17 protein-coding genes are annotated in these 16533 nt (G+C 66.1%); 2 read left to right on the top strand and 15 right to left on the bottom strand.

All coding sequences use genetic code 11. From position 1 onward, the window contains the following. Positions 1 to 7 precede the first annotated feature (7 nt). The gene (locus ABQE93_RS14295) at positions 8 to 1081 is read right to left on the bottom strand and encodes an NAD(P)H-dependent amine dehydrogenase family protein (RefSeq protein WP_448408439.1); all 1074 of its coding nucleotides are present in this window, start codon (positions 1079 to 1081) and stop codon (positions 8 to 10) included. A gap of 15 nt (positions 1082 to 1096) precedes the next feature. Continuing rightward, positions 1097 to 2065 (bottom strand): LLM class flavin-dependent oxidoreductase, encoded by a 969-nt coding sequence (locus tag ABQE93_RS14290; RefSeq protein ID WP_448408441.1) that lies wholly within the window; start codon positions 2063 to 2065, stop codon positions 1097 to 1099. Positions 2066 to 2210: 145 nt separating this feature from the next. On the opposite strand from ABQE93_RS14290, the gene ABQE93_RS14285 reads away from it, so the two are divergent. Further along, complete coding sequence (locus tag ABQE93_RS14285; RefSeq protein WP_448408442.1) at positions 2211 to 3317, top strand: NAD(P)H-dependent amine dehydrogenase family protein; 1107 nt, start codon at positions 2211 to 2213, stop codon at positions 3315 to 3317. Here ABQE93_RS14285 and ABQE93_RS14280 read toward each other — a convergent pair. The 11 genes from ABQE93_RS14280 to rplS form a co-directional block, all read right to left on the bottom strand. Continuing rightward, the gene (locus tag ABQE93_RS14280) at positions 3301 to 3792 is read right to left on the bottom strand and encodes an Rv2253/PknI dimerization domain-containing protein (RefSeq protein ID WP_448412412.1); all 492 of its coding nucleotides are present in this window, start codon (positions 3790 to 3792) and stop codon (positions 3301 to 3303) included. The genes ABQE93_RS14285 and ABQE93_RS14280 overlap by 17 nt on opposite strands. Beyond that, complete coding sequence (locus tag ABQE93_RS14275; protein ID WP_448408446.1) at positions 3789 to 5300, bottom strand: MCE family protein; 1512 nt, start codon at positions 5298 to 5300, stop codon at positions 3789 to 3791. Before ABQE93_RS14275 ends, ABQE93_RS14280 begins: the two co-directional genes overlap by 4 nt. A 1-nt stretch (position 5301) precedes the next feature. Next, entirely contained in the window at positions 5302 to 6474 is a 1173-nt protein-coding gene (locus ABQE93_RS14270; RefSeq protein ID WP_448408448.1) for an MCE family protein, read from the bottom strand. Beyond that, positions 6471 to 7817 (bottom strand): MCE family protein, encoded by a 1347-nt coding sequence (locus ABQE93_RS14265; protein WP_448408449.1) that lies wholly within the window; start codon positions 7815 to 7817, stop codon positions 6471 to 6473. Before ABQE93_RS14265 ends, ABQE93_RS14270 begins: the two co-directional genes overlap by 4 nt. Next, positions 7814 to 8917 (bottom strand): MCE family protein, encoded by a 1104-nt coding sequence (locus ABQE93_RS14260; protein WP_448408451.1) that lies wholly within the window; start codon positions 8915 to 8917, stop codon positions 7814 to 7816. The genes ABQE93_RS14265 and ABQE93_RS14260 overlap by 4 nt, the downstream gene beginning before the upstream one ends. Beyond that, positions 8917 to 9942, bottom strand: coding sequence for an MCE family protein (locus tag ABQE93_RS14255; protein ID WP_448408453.1), 1026 nt, complete (start codon positions 9940 to 9942; stop codon positions 8917 to 8919). The genes ABQE93_RS14260 and ABQE93_RS14255 overlap by 1 nt, the downstream gene beginning before the upstream one ends. Beyond that, the gene (locus ABQE93_RS14250) at positions 9939 to 11132 is read right to left on the bottom strand and encodes an MCE family protein (protein ID WP_448408455.1); all 1194 of its coding nucleotides are present in this window, start codon (positions 11130 to 11132) and stop codon (positions 9939 to 9941) included. Before ABQE93_RS14250 ends, ABQE93_RS14255 begins: the two co-directional genes overlap by 4 nt. Positions 11133 to 11653: 521 nt before the next feature. Further along, positions 11654 to 11959, bottom strand: coding sequence for a DUF2469 domain-containing protein (locus ABQE93_RS14245; RefSeq protein ID WP_078020019.1), 306 nt, complete (start codon positions 11957 to 11959; stop codon positions 11654 to 11656). Between the two features lie 76 nt (positions 11960 to 12035). Further along, positions 12036 to 12773 carry a ribonuclease HII gene (locus ABQE93_RS14240; RefSeq protein WP_448408457.1) on the bottom strand — a complete coding sequence of 246 codons (738 nt, stop codon included), beginning with the start codon at positions 12771 to 12773 and terminating at the stop codon, positions 12036 to 12038. A 26-nt stretch (positions 12774 to 12799) separates the two neighbouring features. Continuing rightward, positions 12800 to 13633, bottom strand: a complete 834-nt coding sequence (gene lepB, locus ABQE93_RS14235) for a signal peptidase I (RefSeq protein WP_448408459.1) — start codon at positions 13631 to 13633, stop codon at positions 12800 to 12802. 86 nt (positions 13634 to 13719) lie between these two features. Continuing rightward, positions 13720 to 14061 carry a 50S ribosomal protein L19 gene (gene rplS, locus ABQE93_RS14230; protein ID WP_448408461.1) on the bottom strand — a complete coding sequence of 114 codons (342 nt, stop codon included), beginning with the start codon at positions 14059 to 14061 and terminating at the stop codon, positions 13720 to 13722. A gap of 300 nt (positions 14062 to 14361) precedes the next feature. Here rplS and ABQE93_RS14225 point away from each other — a divergent pair, with 300 nt between their 5' ends. Beyond that, positions 14362 to 15309 (top strand): serine hydrolase, encoded by a 948-nt coding sequence (locus ABQE93_RS14225; RefSeq protein ID WP_448408463.1) that lies wholly within the window; start codon positions 14362 to 14364, stop codon positions 15307 to 15309. 23 nt (positions 15310 to 15332) lie between these two features. On the opposite strand, the gene trmD is transcribed toward ABQE93_RS14225, so the two are convergent. Both trmD and rimM read right to left on the bottom strand, forming a co-directional pair. Continuing rightward, positions 15333 to 16010, bottom strand: a complete 678-nt coding sequence (trmD, locus tag ABQE93_RS14220; protein ID WP_448408465.1) for a tRNA (guanosine(37)-N1)-methyltransferase TrmD — start codon at positions 16008 to 16010, stop codon at positions 15333 to 15335. Continuing rightward, on the bottom strand, positions 16010 to 16528 hold the full coding sequence (gene rimM, locus ABQE93_RS14215) for a ribosome maturation factor RimM (RefSeq protein ID WP_448408467.1): 519 nt from the start codon (positions 16526 to 16528) through the stop codon (positions 16010 to 16012). The genes trmD and rimM overlap by 1 nt, the downstream gene beginning before the upstream one ends. Positions 16529 to 16533 lie beyond the last annotated feature (5 nt).

The following is a 16533-nucleotide window of genomic DNA, read 5'->3' as shown; positions in this document are numbered from 1 at the left end:
TCTCCGATCAATCGAATGCGTGGCGCGGCAGCGTGTTCGGCAGGTCCAGCGAGCTCAGCAGGCCGGCAGGGGCATCGACCACATAGGGGATCGCATTGACCACCCGCATCGCCGTGGCGGTCATCGCGGCGTAGCCCGCGCCGTGCCCTTCGGCGGCGCCCATGTTCATCGCGCAGTGGATGTCGGGATCGCCTTCGATGTCGACGCGGTAAGTGGCGTCGAACTCCGATGCCTGCCAATCCGGTGCGACGTCGCGCGCCATCCGGATGATGTGCTCGACGACGATGGCTTCTCGGCCGTCGACCACACCCGCGGCTCGGGTGCTCACCGCACCGCATGTGCCGGCCTTGATCGTCCCGAACGCGACCTCGATGTCCCGGTCGGTCAGACGCCGGTCAAAAGCACCGCGGACCTCTTCGACCTCGACCCCCAGTCCCGCCGCCATCAGGTGAATCGGGGCCTGCCAAGCCATTTCGATGAAACCCGGCGTCTTCATCAGCGGCTCGAAGTCGAGCGGGTGGCCGAAGCCCATCCCGTTCATCATCACATCGGCCACCGGATAATGGTCGTTGAGCGCGACCTCGGTGACCTTCAGACACCGGATCGTCTTCGACTGCGTCGCGAGAAGCAGCGCGAGTTGGTCCGAGCCGAACCCCGGGAAGATGCCGGATGCGTAGAACGAGGCATTGCCCGCCGTGGCCGCCTTCTCCAGCTGGTCGCGCCAGTCGGGTGAGTAGTACGCGGGCGGATAGATCAGAGTCGTCGACGTCGTCGACACCACGTTGATCCCGGCCTCGAGCAGCTTGAGGTAGTCCGGCACCGCGCCGGCATCACGTTCGGGCCCGCTTGCGGCGTACACGACACAGTCGGGCGCCATGTCGATGAGCGCGTCGGCATCGTTGGTCGCGGCCACCCCGAGCGGTTCTCCTCCGGCCAACTCCCCTGCGTCCCTACCGATCTTCTCGTCGGAGTGCACCCAGACCCCGACGAGTTCGAGATCGGGGCGGCGCCGGATCGCGTCGATCGCAATCGATCCGACGCCTCCGGTGGACCAGACCACAGTTCGCAGCGGTGATGTCACGAGTCCTCCTGTCGTTCACACACGTTCGCACGCGACCACGGCGCGCTCGAGGTAGGGCCAGGCGATGTCGGGTGGGACGCCGCCGCACAGCGGAAGCAACGGCAGCGGCCGGCCGGCACGGATGTATGCGGCGGCGTCGTCGACGGTGAAGATCCGGTACGGCCCGCCCGCGCTCTTCAGTTCGGCGACGCTCTTGGCATCAGAGATGCTGGCCACCGACGTCTCGCCGTGCCGGTAGGACGCCGCGGTCAGCGCGTCGTGCAGCAGGTACGGGCCGAGCTCTGCCCAGGCCGCATCGACATCGTCGGCGACGAACACCGTGGTGGGCGCGTCCGCGGTCGGGAACTGCATGAGGCCGGGCTCGAATCCATTGGCCCGGCACTGGGATTCGTAGAAGTCTTTCAGCTCGGCCGATGCGATCTGCGAGATGAAGCCGAGCCCGTGCCGTGCCGCGCGGCGGGCGGCTGCCCTACTGCCTCCGGCGATCAGCAGGTACGGACCCCCCGGTGTCACCGGGGGCGGTGTCACCCGGATACGCCGTCCGTCGACGTCGACGGCGTCTCCGCCCAACAGACGTCGCAGCAGGGTCAGGTTTTCGTCGGCCAGCGCGCCGCGGTGGGCCATGTCGATGCCGAAGTGTGCATACTCTTCGGCCCGGTGACCGATGCCGAATGCGTAGGAGATCCGACCCCGGCTGATGATGTCCAGGACGCTGATCTCTTCGGCGAGTCGCACGGGGTCCCAGAACGTGATGGGCACCGCGGCCAACATGATCGCGAGGTGTTCGGTGCGTGCGGCGATCGCGGACGCCAGGATCTGCGGGACGGGAAGGTGACCGTCATCGGTGGCGTGGTGCTCTGACAGCACGGCAATCACCGCTCCGCGCGTCTCCGCCCACGCACACATGTCGATGGCCGCCGCATAGAGGTCCGTGGCGGGTGCACCCGCCTGGGGTGCTCGCATGTCGAACCGCAGCGTGAACATCAGCGTCGCGTCCGGCAGGGGGTGGTCACGCCGACCGACTATAACCTAAATTTTGTTCTGCTTTTCGATTTAATAGTGAATACTATTCTAAACCTCTATATTCGTACACAGCAGCCTCCTCGGCGCTTCCCAAGAAGGAGGAGTGATGGCAGACGGTAAGTACCGCGTGGTGGTCTGGTCGACGGGTGGAATCGGCGCGATCGCCATCCGCGCCATCCAGCGACGACCCAATCTGGAACTCGTCGGCGTATGGGTGCACTCCCCCGACAAGGACGGTAAGGACGCCGGCGAACTCACCAACGGCGAACCGATCGGGCTCAAGGCCACCACCGACGCCGATGCGTTGATCGCGCTCGAGCCCGACTGCGTCATCTATGCGGCGAGTGGACCCGAGCGCGACGCGTTGGCGATCCCGGATTATGTGAAACTGCTGTCCGCGGGCATCAACGTCGTGACGACCAGCACCACCCACCTGATCAACCCCCGTGCCTACGAACCGGCCGAGTGGCGCGATCAACTCGCGGTCGCGGCGAAGGAAGGTCAGGTGTCGCTGTACGCGTCGGGCATCGAGCCGGGTTTCGCCGCCGACTACCTGCCGCTGGTGTTGTCCACGCAGTCGAGCCAGATCGAGAAGATCTACGCCAACGAGATCGCCCTGTACGACGACTACGGGGTGGCCGACATCATGAGCGATGCAATGGGTTTCGGCCGACCTCTTGAATACGAACCGTGGATCGCGTTGCCGGGTGCGATCGCCGGCGAGTGGCAGGGACGGATCCGCATGATGGCCGACGCACTCGGCGTCGAGGTCACCGAGGTGCGGGAGAAGTTCGACAGGCAGGTGACCAACCGCACGCTTCAGGTCGCGATGGGCACCGTCGAGGCGGGCACCTGCGGTGCCCTGCGGATGCAGGCCATCGGCGTGGTCGACGGGGTGGAGGCGATCGTCATCGAGCACGTCACCAGGCTCGCGCCCGACGTCGCCCCCGATTGGCCGCAGGGTCACGGTGACCTGTCCTACCGCGTCATGATCACCGGCCAACCGGATATCGAGTGCACCCTCACGCCCACGATTCGCGATCGCCGCAAGGCTGCCATCGAGCACATGACCTCCGGGGCCGGCGCCATGGTTGCCACCGCAATGCGGGTGGTCAACGCCGTGCCGTATGTCGTTGCCGCACCACCGGGGCTACTCAGCGCGGTCGACCTACCGTTGACGATTCCGCAGCACGCGTTCAATCCACGCGGGTGAGCGTGAACGGCATCTCGATGTCGAGCACCTTGTTGAAACCACAGGCGCCACTTGGCCCTTCGGTCCTGTCCCAGCCCACGTACTGGCCGGGCACCTTCGGGTAGCCGACCCAGAAGATGAAGCTCTGCTGTCCCGGGTGTGCCGTGCCGTCGATGCAGGGCTCCCAGTTCTCGACGGTGTGGGTGACTTTCCAGCGCCCGCTCAGATAGACCAGATCGCCGCTCCACCCGTGGTCGCTGACCACCCGGCCGGTGCAGTCCTGGAAGCTCATACACGTCGACGTGATGGTCCACGTCTGGTGCACGCTCTTCTCGTCGTGGCGGGAGTCGTTCGTCTTCGCCCACCGGCCGTCGGAAAACGCGGTGTAGGTGCCGTTGAGCGCCAGTTCGTCATGGGCGTGCGCGGGAGTTGCCGTGCCAGCGGAACACAGCAGCACCGCTGTCGCCACACTCATCACCATCCGGCCCCGCATCATCGTGGCGCCTTGTACACCAGGTCTTGCCAGTTCTTCGGCGGGTCGACGAGGTCGGTCTGCTGGCCGACCGTGCCGTCGGGGGTGGCGAACTGGCCGGTCTGCGGGTCGTAATGGGCAATCGCCACCGACGGGGCCGGCTCGGCACCCGTGGTACCGAACGAGTTCGGCGCCGCGGGAACCGCGGCCGGCGGCGAACCCTGCGGTGGCGGCGTGCCCTCGATCGGAGCGTGAATGTTCTCCTGGAAAGTCACCCGGTCATCGGGCGGCACACCCTGCGCGATCAAGTTCGGATCGATCGGTGCCGGGCCGAGGGTGTGCTCGCGCATCGCGAGCGGCCGGTAGGGCTCGTCGCTGTAGCAGATCTCCACCGTGGGCGCGCGCTTACCGGGCACCCCCATGCACGGCGCGTTGCGTGCTCCCCGAACGACGATCGGCGAGTCCTGCGGGAGCTTGCAGTAGATGCCGTCCGGAGTGTCGAGCGTGGTGGTGTCTGCGGGGCTGCGCCACGACGAAGGCGGCAGGAACCCGACCGTGCACGGGTTGGGGTCGGCGATCTGGATCCGGAAGTCGCCCAACGGGATACCCGTGGGGTTGTTCTCTGGAGCCGATGCCAATGTGTTGGCCACGAACGGCGGTAACAGCACGAGAACCTGTTCGAGAGACGGCCGGTAGGTGACCGCGACCTGGCCGAAGGTCGTGAGGTTGGCCAGCAGCACCGGCAGGGTCGGCTTGATCTGGTTGAGCAACTGCGAGACCTCGTCGGCCGCGTCGGGCCCTTGCCGTAACAGCGTGCGGATCTGCGCGTCGTTGGTCACCACCTGACCGGTGATACCGGTCAGACTTTGCGCCCACACCTGCAATGTGTCGGTGCTCTGAGCTTGCGCGTCCAGCAGGGGCCGTGAATCTTCGACGAGGATCGCCGATGGCTGCGCCACCGAGCTGAGCTCGGCCGCGATCGTCGCCGACGAGTCGACCAGCGAGCCCATTTCGTATCCGGCACCGCCGAACGCGTCGAAGGATTCGTCGATCAGCTCGCTCAGGCTGTCCTGCGGGATGCTGTTCAGCAGCGCGCTGACCTGATCGAGCATCGGGCTGACCGGTTGGCCGATTCTGGTGTCCCCCATGGTGATCACCGATCCGTTCCGCAGGTATGGCGGCGCGTCGGTGCGCGGCAGCAGTTCGACGTACTGCTCACCGACCGCGGACACGCTGCGCACCTCGGCCACCAGGTCGGCGGGGACCTTCGGTGAGGTGTCCAGCGACAAAGTCGCGGTCGCGTGCGTGCGGGACACGTCGACCGCCGTCACCTTGCCGATCTGCACCCCGCGATAGGTCACGTTGGCGAAGCGGTACAGACCGCCTGAGGCAGGCAGCTCCAGCTTGACGGTGAGCCGCGCGACACCGAACAGTGTAGGTACCTGCAGGTAGACGAACGCCATCACCAACATCGCCACAACCGAAGCGATCGTGAAGATCACCAGCTGAATTCGGACCAACCGCGAGAGCATCTCAGCCTCCGCCCCCCGGCTCCCACGGCGCCGGATCTGCGTTCGGGATCGGGCCGAACGGTGGTGAGGTACCGACGCCGAGCGGGAACTTCGTGTAGTAGGCGTCGTAGCCGGGATCCCCCGGCGCCGGAATCAGAGACGCCCGGTCCTGACCGAGCCCGGTACCGAGCAGCAGACCGCGCTTTATCCGCGAGTTGGTGAGATCGACCGTCACGAACAGGTTCATGTAGTCACCGCGCACACCGCGGTCGATGATGTTCTGGGTCAGCGGGAACGTCGGCAGATAGGCCAGCGCGCTGTCGATCTCCGGCCCGACGTCGGCCAGAGCACGCAGCGTCGGCGCGAGGTTCTGCAGGTTCTTCACCAGATCGGCGTGCGTGTCGTTCACGAGCCCGGAAACGGTGTCGCTGAACTCCCCCAGCCGTTTCAGAGCCGTGGTGATCTTCGGCCGCTCCTCGAGCAGGACATCGAGAGCCGGTGGAATCTTGTTGAGCGCCCGGGTGATCACGTCGCGCTGACTGACCAGGCGTTCGGAGAAGCGGTTCAGCTCCTCGATGGTCGCGATGATGTTGTCGCGCTGTTCGTACAGGGTGCCCGCGAACGTGTCGAGCCGGGTGAGCAGATCGCGCACGACGTCTCTGCGATCCGACAGGGCGATGTTGAAATTGCCGATGATGTCCCCGATCTGGCCCAGCCCGCCACCGTTGACGACGGCCGCCAGCGAGGACAGTGTGCGTTCGGTCGACGGGTAGGTCGAGGAATTGTTCAAGCCGATTGTCGCGCCGGGTGATAACCGACCGCTCGGAGCTTCACCCGGCGGCGGATCAAGCGCGACGTGCATCGAACCCAACAGGCTGGTCTGCCCCACGCTCGCCACCGCGTTGGCCGGCACTGCGACATCGGGCAGCACCGACAACTCCAGATCGACATGCCAGCCGTGCAACGTCATCTCGCCGACGCTGCCGACCACGACGTCGTCGATCATCACCGGCGATTTGGACTCCAATGTCCCAACGTTGGCCAGCTCGGCGTGATACACGTGCGCGGCCGGGCCCTGCCCGACCGCGCCGGGCAGCGGCAGCGAGTTCACCCCGTCGAACGCGCAGCCGGCGGTGCTCAGCACCATGGCCGAACCGATCGCCAACACCCGGCGTCCCGCCCGCACACCGATCATGGCGGGGTCACCTCGTTCGGCGGCGCTTGCTCGGCCGGCAGCAGCATCTCCGGCAACGTCGGCGGTCCCGAGGGCGGACTGTAGCCGGACGGCGGCGGCACATCGCCGGCGCCCGTGTACGCCGACACGGCCGGTGGGATGTCAGGCGGTCCGGGCGGCGGCCCCCCGGCACCCGGCAACAAACTCGGCTCGCTGTAGCGCAACATGTGCGGCGGTGGATTGGAGCTCAGAAACAGGCTGAACGGGAACGGGAGGTTGTTGAAGTTCGCCAGGCGTAATCCGGGCCCGAGGTACTGGGTACACAGCTTGGAGGTGGCCGGGGCGGTGACGTTTTCCAGAGCCCCGATCATTCCGCAAATGAACCATTCGGGGTTGGCCATGTTGTTCAGCACGAACACTCCGCTGGCAGCCCCAGTGCGCGGATCGAACATGTTGACCGAGTTGGCGATCGAGTGCGGTGCGATGTGCAGAACGTTCTCCAGCTCCATGCGGTGCTCGGCGAGGTTCTGCACGACGTTGGACAGCCGCTGGATCTGCTCAGAGGTCTTGTCCCGCGTACCGTGAACGAAACGCGTTGCCTCACCGACGACCTCGGACAGGTTGGTCAGCGCCGCGTCCAGTTCCGACCTGCTGTCGTTGATCACGCTGGTCAGCGTGGCGAACCTGTTCTGGAACTGCACGATCTGTTGATTGCTGTCGCGCAGCGCGGTCACGAAGGTCTGCAGGTTGGTGATCGTGTCGACGATGTTGCCGCCGCCGTCGGCCAATATCCGACCCACCCCGGACAGTTGTTCGAGTGTCTGGCGCAGTTTGGCGCCGTTACCATCCATCGCCGCCGCCGCGCTGTCGATGAACCGGCCGACCGAACCCGTTGCGGCGGCGTCGGCGTCACTTCCGGGCCCCAACTCCGTCGCCAGCCGCATCAGTTGCTCTTTGACCTCGTTCCACTCCACCGGAACCGCGGTGCGCTCGACCGGAATCACCGCGCCGTCCTGCATCACCGGACCCGATTCGAATGCCGGTGTGAGTTGGACGTAGCGCGCCGAAACGAGGTTCTGGGCGACGATGACGGCCCTGGCGTCGGCAGGCACCGAGATGCCGTGCCCGACGGAAACTGCCATCCGCGCTTGCGTGCCGACCGGCTCGATCGACTCGATCGAGCCCACCTTGACGCCCGCGATACGCACCTCATCGCCGGGGTATATCGCGGTGGCGGTGGTGAAGTAGGCGATGATCCGGGTCGGACGCAACACGGTCTGCGCGATCACGATCGCGACCCCGCCGACCAGCAGTGCGACCAGCGTCACCGCCAGGACGAGCTGCACACCACGGCTGCGGATCATCGCGGCGGCTCCCCCCACTGCTCCCATGGCTGCGGAATGCCGTTGTACGGGAACGGAAGTTCAGCGCGCGGACCGACGTTGTCGGGCGGCTGGCCGGCGTCGACCCCGCGCCGGAACCCGAACGCGTAGTCCAGCCACGGCTGCAAGAGCTGGGCGAACATGATGTTGGGGATGTAGGCCTGGTAGTAGGGGCCGTTGCCGATGGTCTCGCCGAGGGTGATCTGGAACTTCGCCAGCCCGGGAAGGGCTTTGGCGATGTTGTCGCGGTTCTTCTCCAGGATCGCGGTGACGCCGTTGAGCTTGTCCAGCGTCGGCGCGAGCTCGGCCTCGTTGTCGCGGATCAGACCCGACATCTGCTTGGCCAGCGCCGAGGTGTGCACCAGGAGCTCGACGATGGCGCGGCGGCGCTCCGACAGCACCGCCACCAAGTCGTTGGCGTTGAGGATCAGCGTGTTCACCTGCGCGCTGCGCTCCGCCAGGATCGCGGAGATATCGGCACCGTTCTCGAGCAGATCACCAAGCGTGTCGTCGCGTTCGTTGATCGCCTGCGACAGCTTGGTCACGCTGTCGAACGTCGGACCTAGTTGTGGGGCAACTTGATCCAGTGTCGTCGACAGGGTGTCCAGCGACTCGTTCAGGGAAGCGGTGTCGGTTCCGGCGGTGTTCGTGGTCAACTCGCTGACGGCTTGGGTCAGCGAGTAGGGCGAAGCGGTACGCGACACCGGGATGACGTCCATCGGGCTCATCGTGCCGTCGCCGCCGGGTTCCAGGGTCAGCACGCGTTCTCCCAGCAGGGTGCCGGTGCGCACGTGCGCTGTGGTACCCGAGCCGAGCTGCACCGTCGCGTCGACGCTGAACGTCACCACGGCATGGCGACCCCGCAGCGCGACGTCGGAGACGGAGCCGACCTTCATACCCGAGATCGTCACCTCGTTGCCCGCCGTGATGCCGCCGGCGTCGGTGAACTGCGCCTGGTACCGGATCGACGTCGCCCAGGACAGCAGCCGTTCGGGGGCGAGGCCGACCGCGATGACCAAGACCACCAGGACGATGCCCAGGAACCCCACCCGAACCAACTGTATTCCTCGATATTTGCGCATCAGGGTTCGGTACACCTCCCGTTCTCCTGTTTGATCCACGGGAAGACCGCGGTCCGGCCCTGCAGATCGGTCACCCGCCACTTCAACTCGCAGATGTAGTAGTTGAAGAAGCTGCCGTAGGAGCCGGTGCGCACCAGCTTGCGGTAGTTCTCCGGGGCCTTCTGCAGGCTGGTGTCGAGGCGATCCTTCTGGGCATCGAGATGGCCGGCCAGTCGGCTTAGTTCATCGACGCTGTCCGCCAACGGCTCTCGCGCGTCGGCCAGCAGGTCGGCCACCGACGCCGTGCCGTTGTTCAGCGCTTCGATGGCTGTTCCGATCGGATCACGTTCGGCGGCAAGCGCACTCACCAAAGCCTCGAGCTGCCCGATCGTGTCGGAGAACTTATCGCCCTCTTTGGTCAGGGTCGCCAGCAGCGTGCGCAGGTTGTCGATCAGCGCCTGGATCGTCTTGTTGTGCTCGGCCAACGCCGCGGTGAAGCCCGAGGTGTTGGAGAACAGGGAATGCAGCGTGTTCTCCTGGCCCTGGAAGATCCCGATGATCGAAGCGGACAGCGCGTTGACATCCTGCGGATTGAGCCCCCGCAGAACCGGTTTGAGCCCGCCGAGCAGCAGGTCGATGTCGAGCGCGGACCTGGTCTGGTCCTTGGGGATCTGTCCGCCGGGCGGCAGCGGGTCACCTGTCGGGCCCTCAATGAGCTCCAGGTAGCGGTCGCCGACCAGGTTGAGATAGCGCACCGCCGCGCGCGTACCGGTGGTCATCGCCACGTCCGGACCCGCGTCGAACGTCACGACCACCGATTTGTCCGGTTGGAGTTCGACGCCGTTCACCGTGCCGACCCGCATGCCCGCGACCCGCACCGACGCCCCGGCCTCGAGCCGCGATACGTCGGCGAACACCGCCGAATAGCCCTTCCTCGAACCGGTCTGGTACTGGCCGAAGATGAAGAACAGCAAGGCCGTCAGCACGATCATCACCGTCGCGAAGATCGCGAACTTGATCAGCGTGGGGCGAAACGACTGCCTCATCCGGGTTGACCGACCTGCGCGGTATTGCGGGGTGGGCCCGCGGTCTCGGTGTTACCGAACATGATCTGTTTGATCAGGTCGGAGTTGAGCACGATGCCCGGATAGGTGCGTCGCCACGGGTTGGTCCCGGTGTCGGCGACGACGTACGGCGGAACCGCTTCGAACGGAAGGTTGGGCAGGCCGGTGCACTGCGGGCCGCCCTCCGCCCCGGCCTTGGGCAGGTCCAGCGGATAGCGGTATCGCTCTTGGGCCCAGAGGAACCCGGCCAACACCACCACGCCGGGTTCCTTCAGCGGTGGCCGGTGTGTCGCCTCGACCATGCCGGACAGCGCGCACCACAGCGCCTGGTTGTACTCGTTGAGCAGATCGGTGGTCGGCACCAGCAGGCGCACCACTTCGGTCATCGGTTGGCGGTTCTCACCCAGCACCTGGTGTCCGATGTCCGCCAGTCCGGTCACGCTTACCAGTGCCGCGTCGAGGTGGGACTGCGTATCGACGATCGAGTCGCTGATCTGCGCGGCGTTGTCGGCGATCGTGACGAAATCCGGTGCCACATCGGTGTATGCGCGCACCACGCCCGGCGCCGTTTGCAGGTCGGCTCGAAGTGCGGGAAGGCTGGGTTCGAGCGTGGCCAGATAGGCATCCAGATCCGACAGCATCTGGCCGAACTTCTCGCCGCGGCCGCTGACTGCGGACGCGATCGCGCCCAGCATGGCATTGAGCTTGGCGGGCTCGACCTTCGACAGCACCGAGGTCAACTGCTCGAATACGGTGTTGACCTCGACCATGACGTGCTGTGCGTCGATCACCTGACCAGCTCGCAGCGACTCCGTCGACGGGCGATCGGGAAAGACGAACTGGACCTGCTTGGCACCGAATACCGTCGGCGAAGCGATATCGACCCACGCGTTGGCCGGTATCGCGTGCAGCCGCGCGGGATCCATGTCGAGGTGGATCGCCGCGGTACCGCCGGGCAACTCTTCGATCGAGGCAACGCTGCCGACCTGCACCCCGCGGACCTTGACCTTGGCGTCCGGGTTCATCACCAGACCAGCGCGTTGCGACAGCACCGTGACCGGCACAGAATCGGTGAAGCTGCCGCGGAATAGGCTCCCCGCCAACACAACTACCGCCACGACCACGACGATGGCTATCAAACCCACCAGTGGACGCAGCAGCGTGCGTGTCATCGATGTGCTCCGCACACGCAGTGCATCGAGCGGCGCCACGGCGTTCGGTTCGACAAGCCGGTCGCACCCCCATCGCGCGTTGGACGACGGTGCAGCACTTTACGCCGGAACACATCTTTGGGTCAACAGCTCACCGCGTAACACATACCGCAGTTCGGTTGCCTCGGGCGGCGCCCATCGGCACACCGACCGACAGTATTTGCTATATGAACGGTGGCCAAGATTCGATGCAGGCACAGGCTACTGACAAGACAAATCGGAGTTATCTGTCTTGCGCGTGAAACGCCGCGACAGCTTGTGTCCGATACCTTCGTCAGTCGTCAACGTCCACCGCCACGGAGCAAACCTTAGGTCAATAATGGAAAACGGCGGCACGGCGGCGACCCGCGCTCGACCTTCATGATCGCCGCAAGAACCGCCCGTAATGTCCAAAACGGCAATTTTTATACAAATAGGCCGGCCGGTAAGTCAGCCGACGACAGCCCTTGCGGCCGTGTCAATTCCAGGCAGACCCCCGCCTGCTACTCGGGCAGGCGCAGCTCGGGCTTCTCGACCTCTTCGATGTTGACGTCCTTGAAGGTGATCACCCGGACCTGCTTGACGAACCGCGCGGGCCGGTACATATCCCACACCCATGCGTCGGCAAGCCGCAGCTCGAAGTAGACCTCACCGTCGGTGTTGCGGGGCACCAGCTCCACACTGTTGGCGAGGTAGAAGCGGCGCTCGGTCTCCACGACGTAGCTGAACTGCCCGACGATGTCCTTGTATTCGCGGTAGAGCGAGAGCTCCATCTCGGTTTCGTACTTCTCGAGATCTTCGGCACTCATCAGCTCAGCTGTCCTTCATATCGGTCCCCACCGGCACGTCTGCTCGTCGCGCAGCCGGTATCCGTCAATTCTCCCATTACCCGACTTCGATGCACTGATCCGGCTCACTCCCGTCGCCTGCCGGTCCGGTCACCAACTCGGTGACCACCTTGATCCCCGCCCTGGTGGCCACCCGGCGCACGTTGATGAACGAGTGGCGGTGCTGGATGCACGGCCCGAGTTCGGCCAGTGCGGCGCTGTGCGCGGGGGTGCTGTAGCCCTTGTGGTCGGCGAAGCCGTAGCCAGGATGCTCGGCTTCCATCTCGACCATCAGCCTGTCCCGGCTGACCTTGGCCAACACGCTGGCCGCCGCGATACACGCCGCGGCCGCGTCGCCACCCACCACCGGCAACGACGGCGTCGGTAAGCCCGGTACCCGGAACCCGTCGGAGAGCACGTAGCCGGGCCGCACCGACAGGCCCGCCACCGCGCGGCGCATGCCCTCGATATTGGCGACGTGCACGCCGCGCCGATCCACCTCTTCGGATGGGATGAACACCACGTGGTAGGCCAGCGCGTATCGGCAGATCAGCGGAAAGAGTCGCTCGCGTTCCTTGGCGTTGAGCTTCTTGGAGTCGTCGAGGGCCGACAGGCTCTCCAACCGGTTGGGCCCGAGCACACATGCGGCGACCACGAGCGGTCCCGCGCACGCCCCGCGACCAACCTCGTCGACGCCGGCCACCGGCCCGAGGCCGCTGCGGTACAGCGCGGACTCCAGCGTTCGCAGGCCCGAGGATTTGCGGATCACCGTTCGCGGAGGCCATGTCGGCGGCAACAGTAACTCTCCTACTGCGTCGGGACTCAGGTCTGCGGGTTCACGCTTCCCACGCCACCCCACCGCGACGGGGGCCAGGCGATGAAGCGCGCCTTTCCGATGACATTGTCCACCGGCACGGTGCCTGCCATCGGATCACCGGTGCACAGGATTCCACGCTGCGCATCGGCGGGGGTGTTGGTGCAGTGCGCGCGCGAGTCGGCCGAATGGGTGCGGTTGTCGCCCATCATCCACAGCCTGCCCTCGGGCACGGTCACCGGCCCGAACTCGGGGCCCAGACACTTGTAGAAGTTCGGGTCCGGCACGTTCATCGTTTCGCGGTCCAGGTACGGCTCGTCGAGTGGCTCGCCGTCCACCGTCAGCCCGGTGCTCTCGCGGCACTGCACGGTCTGTCCACCCACCGCGATGATGCGCTTGACGAGGTCGTTCTCGTCCGGCGGGACGAACCCGATGACGGACAACGCGTTCTGCACCCAGCGCACCGCGGTGTTGTCCGACCGGATCGACTTGTAGCCGATGTTCCAGTTCGGCGGGCCCTTGAACACCACCACGTCGCCGGGTTCGGGCTCGGTGAACCGGTAGGTCATCTTGTCGACCATGATGCGGTCGCCGGTGCAGCCCGGGCAGCCGTGCAACGTGGGCTCCATCGACTCCGACGGTATGAGGTACGGCCGCGCGACGAACGTCAGCATCACGTAGTAGAGCACCAGCGCGATCGAGACGAGGATTGCGAATTCCCGCAGCGCGCCGCCCTTTTTCTTGGGCTTCTCGGGTTTCTCGTCCGTCGGGTCGGCGTCGGAAGCGGTGTTGTCGAGTTCGGGCTCAGCCGACGAATCATCGGGCGCAGTGGGTCCGGTCACCGCATCAGGGTAGCCAGCGCGTTGTTCATCACCGCGCCGTGAGCGCTCCAACGATCAGAGTCCGTGCGTAAGCAGCCGACCAAACGTCAGCGCTTTTCCTTGATCTTGGCCTTCTTGCCGCGCAGTTCACGCAGGTAGTAGAGCTTGGCGCGGCGGACGTCACCGCGGGTGAGGACGTCGATGTGGTCGATGTTGGGCGAATGCACCGGGAAAGTGCGCTCGACGCCGACGCCGTAGCTTTCCTTGCGCACCGTGAAAGTCTCGCGGACGCCACCGCCCTGGCGGCGCAGGACCACACCCTTGAAGACCTGGATGCGCTCCTTGGAGCCCTCGATGACCTTCACATGGACGTTGACGGTGTCGCCGGCGCCGAAGTCCGGGATGTCGTCGCGCAGCGACGTCTGGTCGACGAAGTCCAGCGTGTTCATCGGTGACACTTCCTTGCTGTCGGGCTGCCGGCGCCGCGGTCGCCGTTGCGACGCGTGGCCGAGCCGATGGATCGGGCGTATGGGGTGTATCTCGCAGTGGGCAGAGCCAGCCTGCACAGACAACTGCTCAATTGTGCCAGATGGCGTCGGATCTCTGAAATCCGGTGAATGCCGTGGCCAGGCCGCCGGGACGCGGCGGTGTCGGCCGAGCAGGTGGGCGCCGTCGCGGTTAGGCTCCATGACAGAGGGTATGGCGCTGAGATGGGTGCCGATCGTGCGGGCGAGCCGCGAAGGAGGGCCATGCGACGGGTGCCGTCGAAGCTGGTCACGGCGTTAGCGGCGACGAGCGTTGCGGTGCTCGCGTGTTCGGGATGCGAGGCCAAGGTGTACGGCACGCCTCCCCCGCCCGCCGAAGCTCCCGTTGTCGTCATCGCGCCGCAGGGCCGCATGGCCCCGCTCCCCGAAGCGCCGCCCGGCGAACCCCCCGCCTCGTTCGACGGACTGCAGGAGCGGACCCAACAGGCCACCGCGGCCGCTGCCGCGGCGGGCGCCGACATCACGGTCACCGTGCTCGATCGCAACACCGGTCAGGTCGTCTCCAACGGCAACGCCATGGCGATGCCGATCGCATCGGTGGTCAAGGTGTTCATCGCCGATGACCTGCTGTTGCAGGTGGCCGAGGGCAAGACGCAACTGTCCCCCGAGGACCGCGCGTCCCTCGACGTCATGTTGCGGGCGTCCGACGACAGCGCGGCCGAGGTCTTCTGGAACCGCAGCGGCGGCAGTGAGGTCATCGGCCGGATCAAGGACCGCTACGGCCTGAACGCCACCACCGCGCCCTACAACGGGCGCTGGTACAACACCTTGAGCACGACGCCCGACCTGGTCCGCTACTACGACATGTTGCTTTCGGGCGCCGGCGGGTTGCCGTCCGAGCAGGCCGACATCATCCTGTCCGCCCTGGCGGAGCACACCCCCACCGCACCGGACGGCACGGTGCCCGGCGGCGTGTATCCGCAGCGGTTCGGCATCCCCGACGGGCTCTACGCCGAACCCGTCGCGGTCAAACAAGGCTGGTTCTGCTGCTGGGACGCCGGGAACTGGGTGCACCTGTCCACGGGCGTGATCGGGCCGGACCGGCGTTACGTGATGGCGATCGGCTCGATGCACCCCACCGACGACGCGACCGCGCGCAACACCATCACCGAGGCCGTCAAGACGATGTTCCCCGGCGGCCGGATCAACTAGCCACAAAACTCTCCGGCGAGGCGCTAGTCCAGCAGGTCTGGGCGCCGCTCCCGCGTGCGCTGCAGGCTCTGCTCGCGGCGCCAGGCCGCGATCTTGGCGTGATCGCCCGACAGCAGGACGTCGGGCACGTCGAGGCCGCGCCAGGTCGGTGGCCGGGTGTAGCTGGGTCCCTCCAGCAAGCCGTCGGAATGCGAATCGTCTTGGTGTGAGGCGGGATTGCCCAGAACCTCGGGCAGCAGGCGTACGACGCTTTCGATCATCACCAGCGCCGCCGATTCACCGCCGGGTAGCACGTAGTCACCGATCGACACTTCCTCCACGCGCATCCGGCGCGCTGCATCCTCCACGACGCGCTGGTCGATACCCTCGTAGCGCCCGCAGGCGAACACCAGGTGCTTCTCGGCGCTCCAGCGTTGCGCATAGCGCTGGGTGAACAGCCGACCTGCCGGGGTCGGCGCCACCAGAAGCGTTTCCGGCGAACATATTTCGTCGAGCGCATCGCCCCAGACCGGGGCCTTCATCACCATGCCTGGGCCGCCGCCATAGGGTGTGTCGTCGACGGACCGGTGCACGTCGTGGGTCCAGCGCCGCAGATCGTGCACCGCAAACTCCACAATGCCGGCCTCGATCGCCTTGCCGGGCAACGATTGTCGCAGCGGGTCGAGATAGTCGGGAAATATGGTCACCACGTCGATGCGCATCAGCCCAACTCCAGCAGGCCCTCGGGCGGATCGATCTCGACCACCCCGTCGGCCAGCGACACCGACGTCACGATCGCGCTCACGAACGGCACCAGCACCTCCCGATCGCCGGCGCGAACCGCGAGCAGTTCGCCTGCGGCGGTGTGTAGCACCTCGGCGACCGCGCCGACGTGCGTGCCGTCGGTGGTGCGGACAGCCAACCCTTCGAGTTGATGGTCGTAGAACTCGTCGGGGTCGTCGATGGGCGGCAGTTCGGCTGCGTCCACCAGGAAAAGGGTGCCCCGCAACGCGTCTGCGCCGTTGCGGTCGCTCACTCCGGCGAGGCGCACCAGCAGCCGATTGCCGTGCGGGCGCACCGATTCGATCTCGTAGCGCTGTTCGGATCCGCCCTTGGCGGACCGGCCGCGCAGCGAGGCGCCGGGAACAAACCGCTCGTCGGGCTCGTCGGTGCGGACCTCGACGACGAGCTCGCCTGCGACGCCGTGCGCCTTGGCGACCCGCCCGACAACCAGGTCCATGGAAG

This window comes from Mycolicibacterium sp. XJ662 (genome assembly GCF_053484035.1).
Note: the sequence above shows the minus strand (reverse complement) of the source record. Positions and strands in the feature narration are given on the sequence as shown.

Coding starts and splice junctions, on each gene's coding strand:
- ABQE93_RS14285 (WP_448408442.1), top strand. CDS start 2,211: ATGGCAGACGGTAAGTACCGCGTGGTGGTCTGGTCGACGGGTGGAATC.
- ABQE93_RS14280 (WP_448412412.1), bottom strand. CDS start 3,792: ATGATGCGGGGCCGGATGGTGATGAGTGTGGCGACAGCGGTGCTGCTG.
- ABQE93_RS14250 (WP_448408455.1), bottom strand. CDS start 11,132: ATGACACGCACGCTGCTGCGTCCACTGGTGGGTTTGATAGCCATCGTC.
- ABQE93_RS14255 (WP_448408453.1), bottom strand. CDS start 9,942: ATGAGGCAGTCGTTTCGCCCCACGCTGATCAAGTTCGCGATCTTCGCG.
- trmD (WP_448408465.1), bottom strand. CDS start 16,010: ATGCGCATCGACGTGGTGACCATATTTCCCGACTATCTCGACCCGCTG.
- rimM (WP_448408467.1), bottom strand. CDS start 16,528: ATGGACCTGGTTGTCGGGCGGGTCGCCAAGGCGCACGGCGTCGCAGGC.
- rplS (WP_448408461.1), bottom strand. CDS start 14,061: ATGAACACGCTGGACTTCGTCGACCAGACGTCGCTGCGCGACGACATC.
- ABQE93_RS14245 (WP_078020019.1), bottom strand. CDS start 11,959: ATGAGTGCCGAAGATCTCGAGAAGTACGAAACCGAGATGGAGCTCTCG.
- ABQE93_RS14225 (WP_448408463.1), top strand. CDS start 14,362: ATGCGACGGGTGCCGTCGAAGCTGGTCACGGCGTTAGCGGCGACGAGC.
- ABQE93_RS14290 (WP_448408441.1), bottom strand. CDS start 2,065: ATGTTCACGCTGCGGTTCGACATGCGAGCACCCCAGGCGGGTGCACCC.
- ABQE93_RS14265 (WP_448408449.1), bottom strand. CDS start 7,817: ATGATCCGCAGCCGTGGTGTGCAGCTCGTCCTGGCGGTGACGCTGGTC.
- ABQE93_RS14260 (WP_448408451.1), bottom strand. CDS start 8,917: ATGCGCAAATATCGAGGAATACAGTTGGTTCGGGTGGGGTTCCTGGGC.
- ABQE93_RS14270 (WP_448408448.1), bottom strand. CDS start 6,474: ATGATCGGTGTGCGGGCGGGACGCCGGGTGTTGGCGATCGGTTCGGCC.
- ABQE93_RS14275 (WP_448408446.1), bottom strand. CDS start 5,300: ATGCTCTCGCGGTTGGTCCGAATTCAGCTGGTGATCTTCACGATCGCT.